Annotated in this window: 2 protein-coding genes and 1 pseudogene; all 3 read left to right on the top strand. The window is 65.6% G+C overall.

Annotation, left to right across the window (positions count from 1 at the left end):
* The first annotated feature begins 73 nt into the window (after window positions 1–73).
* Window positions 74–4,123, top strand: a complete 4,050-nt coding sequence (gene purL, locus RQH86_RS19905; protein WP_311260655.1) for a phosphoribosylformylglycinamidine synthase — start codon at window positions 74–76, stop codon at window positions 4,121–4,123.
* Between the two features lie 965 nt (window positions 4,124–5,088).
* Window positions 5,089–5,469, top strand: coding sequence for a hypothetical protein (locus RQH86_RS19900; protein ID WP_311239521.1), 381 nt, complete (start codon window positions 5,089–5,091; stop codon window positions 5,467–5,469).
* Window positions 5,432–5,789, top strand: a pseudogene (locus RQH86_RS19895) (PPC domain-containing protein); the annotation flags it as partial. The gene RQH86_RS19900 and the pseudogene RQH86_RS19895, both read left to right, overlap by 38 nt.
* Window positions 5,790–6,000 lie beyond the last annotated feature (211 nt).

The raw sequence follows: 6,000 nt of genomic DNA, 5'->3' as shown, positions 1-6,000 counted from the left end.
TCCCCAATCCCGGCCCGCATCGACCAACCTCCGCTACAATGATCGGCCCCGTTTCTGACACGGTTCCCCGGACATGATGGTCCTCGAGGGCGCTTCCGCCCTTTCGCCGTTCCGCCGCGCTCGGCTCGAAACCCGCCTGCAAACCCTCGTCCCCGCGCTGCGCATTACCGGCGCCTGGCACGTGTATTTCATCCGCGCCGAGGCCGGGCAGTCGCCCGATCAGGCCACCTTGCAGCGGATCCTGCAGGCCGAAGCGGACCCCGCGCCGCGCGACGAACAGGCGTCCTCGCATTACGTGGTGCCGCGTCTGGGCACGCTGTCGCCGTGGTCGAGCAAGGCCACCGAACTGGTGCGCGGTGCCGGGCAGCCGATCCAGCGCGTAGAGCGCGGCACCCGCATCGATCTGGTCGGTTGGCCGGACGACGCAGCTACCAGGGGCGCCGTGGCCAAGCTGCTGCACGACCCGATGACGCAATCGCTGCTCGGCTCGGCCGCCGCCGCCGAGGCGCTGTTCAACGTGCCCGACCCGGGCCATTTGCAGCGCGTGCCGCTGGATGGGCTGGAGCAGGCCAACCGCGACCTGGGCCTGGCCCTGGCGCAGGACGAGATCGACTACCTGCGCGAGCGCTTCGCCGAACTGGGGCGCGACCCGGCTGATGTCGAGCTGATGATGTTTGCGCAGGCCAATTCCGAGCACTGCCGGCACAAGATCTTCAACGCCAGCTGGACCATCGACGGCAAGCCGCAGGAACGCTCGCTGTTCCGCATGATCAAGCACACCCACCAGCAGACCCCGCAACACACCTTGTCGGCCTATAGCGACAATGCGGCGGTGGTGGAAGGCGTGCCGGCCGCGCGCTATCGCCCGGATCCGGCCACCGGCCAGTACCGCAGCGAAGCGGTGCTGCCGTCGGCATTCGCCATCAAGGTGGAAACGCATAATCACCCGACCGCGATCGCGCCGTTTCCCGGTGCGGCCACCGGTGCCGGTGGCGAGATCCGCGACGAAGGCGCCACCGGCCGCGGCGGCAAGCCCAAGGCCGGCCTGACCGGTTTCACGGTGTCGCACCTGCGTATTCCGACCCTGCCGCAGCCGTGGGAATCGCCGCGCGCGCTGAATCCGCGCATGGCTCCGGCCCTGGACATCATGCTCGACGGCCCGCTGGGCGGCGCCGCGTTCAACAACGAATTCGGCCGGCCGAATCTGCTCGGGTACTTCCGCAGCTTCGAACTGGCCGAAGGCCCGGGCCTGACCCGCGCCTACGACAAGCCGATCATGCTGGCCGGTGGTCTGGGCGCGATCGATCGCAATCAGGTCGAAAAGCTGCGCCTGCAGCCGGGCGATGCGGTGATCGTGCTGGGCGGCCCGGCGATGCTGATCGGCCTGGGCGGTGGTGCGGCCAGTTCGGTGGCCGCCGGCGACAGTGCCGAGGCGCTGGATTTCGCCAGCGTGCAGCGCGAGAACCCGGAGATGGAGCGCCGCTGCCAGGAGGTCATCGACCGCTGCGTGGCGCTGGGCATCGACAACCCAATCCGCTGGTTCCACGACGTGGGTGCAGGCGGCCTGTCCAACGCGATTCCCGAGCTGCTGCACGACTCCGGCGTGGGCGGCATCATCGACCTGGGCCGCGTGCTCAGCGACGACCCGTCGTTGTCGCCGCTGGAACTGTGGTGCAACGAATCCCAGGAACGCTACGTGCTGGGCGTGCCGCAGGCGCGTCTGCAGGAATTTGCCGCCATCTGCGCCCGCGAACGCTGCCCGTTCGCCGCCGTCGGCGTCGCCACGGCCGAGGAGCGGCTGGTGGTGGGATATGGCGTCCTTGACGCCGGGAATCGGGAATCGGGAATCGGGAATGGCAACGGCGCCACGCCGGTTGCCGATGCTGCTGCTTCAAACCATTCCCGATTCCCCAATCCCGATTCCCAGCTCCCCATCGACCTCCCCATGGACGTGCTGTTCGGCAAGGCGCCGAAGATGCATCGCGATGCGGTGCATCCGCAGGCGCCACAGTGGCCGGTATTGCAGACGGCGGCGCTGGATCTGCAGCAGGCCGGGTTGCGGGTGCTGGCGCATCCCACGGTGGCGTCCAAGAGTTTTCTGGTCACCATCGGCGACCGTAGCGTGGGTGGCTTGACCGCGCGCGAACAGATGATCGGCCCGTGGCAGCTGCCGCTGGCCGACTGCGCGATCACCCTGGCCGGGTTCGAGACGTTTTCCGGCGAGGCGATGTCGATCGGCGAGCGCACGCCGCTGGCGCTGTTGAACGCTGCTGCGTCCGCGCGCATGGCGGTGGGCGAAGCGATCACCAACCTGTGCGCCGCTCCGGTGCAGTCGCTGGACAGCATCAAGCTGTCGGCCAACTGGATGGCCGCCGCCGGCCACGCTGGCGAAGACGCGCTGTTGTACGACGCGGTACGTGCGATCGGCATGGAACTGTGCCCGGCGCTGGAGCTCAGCGTGCCGGTGGGTAAGGACTCGCTGTCGATGCAGGCGCAGTGGATTGCCGGGAATGGGGAATCGGGAATTGGGAATGGTGAACTGCCAGAGCCCTCCGCTTCTTCCATTCCCGATTCCCGATTCCCCATTCCCGGTGAAACGCTGAAAAGTGTTTCACCTGTGTCGCTGATCATCAGCGCCTTCGCGCCGGTCGGCGATGTGCGGACGCAGCTGACGCCGTTGTTGCGCAACGACGAAGAAAGCGAGCTGTGGTTGATCGGGCTGGGCGGCGGCAAGCAGCGCCTGGGTGGGTCGGTGTTGGCGCAGGTGTATGCCGACGATACGGCCTTGCCGGCGTTCGGCGGCGACGTGCCGGATCTGGAGGACGCACAACGGCTGCGCAGTTTCTTTGAATTGATCCGCGATGCGCGCGAAAGCGGGCTGTTGCTGGCGTATCACGATCGCAGCGATGGCGGTGCGTTTGCGGCGCTGTGCGAGATGGCGTTTGCCTCGCGCCAGGGCCTGGATATCACGCTGGATGCGTGGGGCGACGACGCGTTCCGTAGCTTGTTCAATGAAGAACTCGGTGCGGTGGTGCAGATCGCCAGCGAAGATCGCGCTGCGTTTGCCGATCTGGTCGAACGCCATGCACTGACCGAGTGCGCGCAGCGTATCGCGCGTCCCACCGGCGCACCGCGCGTGCGGGTAAGCGGGCAGGGGCGGGTGCTGGCGGAATGGCGTTGGGAGGAGTTGTTCGATGCGTGGTGGTCGGTGACCCACGCCATGCAGAAGCTGCGCGACAACCCCGACAGTGCCGACGAAGAGCGCGCGCTGGCGCGCGATTTCCAGGCGCCCGGGTTGCGTCCCACGTTGGTGTTCGACCCGTCCGAGGATGTGGCCGCGCCGTTCGTGGCGACCGGCGCGCGGCCCAAGGTGGCGATCCTGCGCGAGCAGGGCGTCAATGGGCAGATCGAAATGGCCTACAACTTCGAGCGCGCCGGGTTCAGTGCATTCGATGTGCACATGAGCGACCTGATCGAAGGGCGCGTGGATCTGGCGCAATTTTCCGGCTTCGCCGCCTGTGGCGGTTTCAGCTACGGCGACGTGCTGGGCGCCGGCCGCGGCTGGGCCACCTCGATCCTGGAGCGCACCGCGTTGCGCGATGCGTTTGCCGCGTTTTTCGCACGTAGCGATACGTTCGCGCTGGGTGTGTGCAACGGCTGCCAGATGCTCAGCCAGCTCAAGGACATCATTCCCGGTGCCGGGCATTGGCCGCGTTTCCTTCGTAATCGCAGCGAGCAGTTCGAAGCGCGCACCGCGCTGCTGGAAGTGGTGGAGTCGCCGTCGATCTTTCTGCGCGGCATGGCGGGCTCGCGGATTCCGGTGGCGGTGGCGCATGGCGAAGGCCGTGCGGAGTTCGAGACTGCCGTGGACCAGGCCGCCGCACGCGTGGCGCTGCGTTTCATCGATGGCAACGGCGCGGTGGCATCGCAGTACCCGCTCAACCCGAACGGGTCGCCGGACGGCATCACCGGGCTGACCAGCACCGATGGCCGCGCCACCATCCTGATGCCGCATCCCGAGCGCACGCCGCGCACGGCAAACCTGAGTTGGCATCCGGCCGACTGGGGCGACGACTCGCCGTGGTTGCGGATGTTCCGTAATGCGCGGGTGTGGTGCGGTTGAGTGAGGTGATCCGGAGCCGCGTGCGCTAAGCGCGCGTCACGCGTTTCCCTGACGGCCGTGTGCAGCGATGCACACGGCCGTTTTCGTTTGTGCCCCCGGTCTGATGCCACCGTGCCGCAAGGTGGCTGCGCGATGGTCTGGATGGATTGGGTTGCATCGCGCATCGCCATGCAGTGGTGCGGCGATGCTGTCGCTGAAAGAGGCGTGCACTCGGTGCGTTCTAGCCGGCTGCTGGCGCGTACGGGTCGGTCTATCCATGTGTTCCGGGCGGTGCGTTGCGGCAACGCGGCCCAGCAACTCGGCGATCGACACGGTGTCGCGCCTGGTCATGCCGACTTGGCTGTGCAGTTGCGACCAGGTTTCGTAAAGGTAATAAGGTTCGCTTGAAGTAAATTTGAAAGTTGCTGGTTATTCGCATCAAAGGTTTTTTGCGTGCGTGATGCGCTCCGTATTTAGTTTTTCGGGTGTTAAATAAATTCATCGAGCGTTACGTCTTCAGTACACGCCGCACGTCTGCTGCACACTCGGGGGCGCTTCTTTTTCCTAGTAAATATCGGTGAAGGGGCACTGCTGCGCTCGATAAAAAATCAGGGGGCTGCACGCCAATTGGGTGTTTGAAGGTCGGTTCTCGTGCGTCAGGCCATAATGGGGGGTAAGTGTTTAATGAAGAATATCGAAAATTTCGAGTGTGGCCGCCCTCCGATAAGGCGATACATTATTCGATTATCTCGAACATGCTGGCGCGGGGTCGTCTGCCTGTGTGCCGCGGCCTGGCCGTTGCCATCTGCGTAGTGCTGGCGGGCAGTGCCATCACATTCATCGCAATGGCGCAGGCGCGTAGTCCGACGACGCCGTACAGCTTGGTCGATGGCTAACGTCTTTGTGCGCAGTGACCGGCTGTCGCTGACGCGTCGACGGGTTCGGTTGCCAGTGCGGTGGAGCCGGAGCTCTCGTCCAACGCGGCAATGCATGCCGAAGACGACAACGACGTACTTCCATTCGTCGACGCGCGTGATGCCATTGCTCTGGGGGCAGCAAGCAATGCGCTTGCCGATGGCGCCAGCGCGCTGGGAGCGGGCAGCCCGGAATTGGCGCGCGATGCTACCGCGGTGGGGCGCAATGCGGTGGCGATCGATACGTCTGCAGTGGTGGTTGGCGGGGTTGCAACAGTGTGCGACTACAACGCGTTCGGCTTTGTCGTCGGCAGCAGCAACGAGCAAACCACCGAGGCCGCCGGTGTTGTGTCCAACGCGATCGGTGACGGTGCCAAGGCGGTCGACGCACTCATGACGGCAATAGTCGGCACCGGCGGTGACACGTGCGATGCGGGGTTGCGATGCCGATGATCTGAACTGCAGGCAGGATGCCCAAGTCCTGCAAAACGGCACGATCCAGCGCGGCGTGTCCACTGGGGCCGGGACTGCGGGTGTGCTCACCTTCCAGGCGTCCGCAGGCCAGTTACTGAGCTTTCTCAGCGTCGGTGGCAGTGGGCAGGCGTCGCTGTATGGCGCACTGGGCCGCGTGCCCAGTGCCCAGCGCCGACGACAACGACTCCATACGTAGCGGCACGAGCCAGAGGGTGCGCTTCACCGCGCCGCGCGCAGATACCTACGTGCTCAAACGTGAGGGTGCCATCTTCGACGGCGTGAGCCTGTTGGCGCGCCAAGGAGTCGACGTCTGGCATCGATGCAGGGCGCGGTCGTCATTTCCTTGGCGCAAATGGATCCAGCGCTGCTAGCGGCGAAGCCGCCGGACAACCGCGGCCGACACGCAGCGGGCTGACCGGCCATCTGACTTACTCCTGGTGTGTTTTTGCGCAACCAAGCCCGTTGGCGTCTCGCCAGCGGGTTTTTTTGTCTGCAAAAGACATGGCTATT

The organism is Xanthomonas sp. WCS2018Noco2-27, from assembly GCF_031843525.1.
Taxonomy (GTDB): Bacteria; Pseudomonadota; Gammaproteobacteria; order Xanthomonadales; family Xanthomonadaceae; genus Xanthomonas.
Note: the sequence above shows the minus strand (reverse complement) of the source record. Positions and strands in the feature narration are given on the sequence as shown.

Excerpts from the sequence above, each read along its gene's own strand:
- RQH86_RS19900 (WP_311239521.1), top strand. The coding sequence starts at position 5,089 with ATGCATGCCGAAGACGACAACGACGTACTTCCATTCGTCGACGCGCGT.
- purL (WP_311260655.1), top strand. The coding sequence starts at position 74 with ATGATGGTCCTCGAGGGCGCTTCCGCCCTTTCGCCGTTCCGCCGCGCT.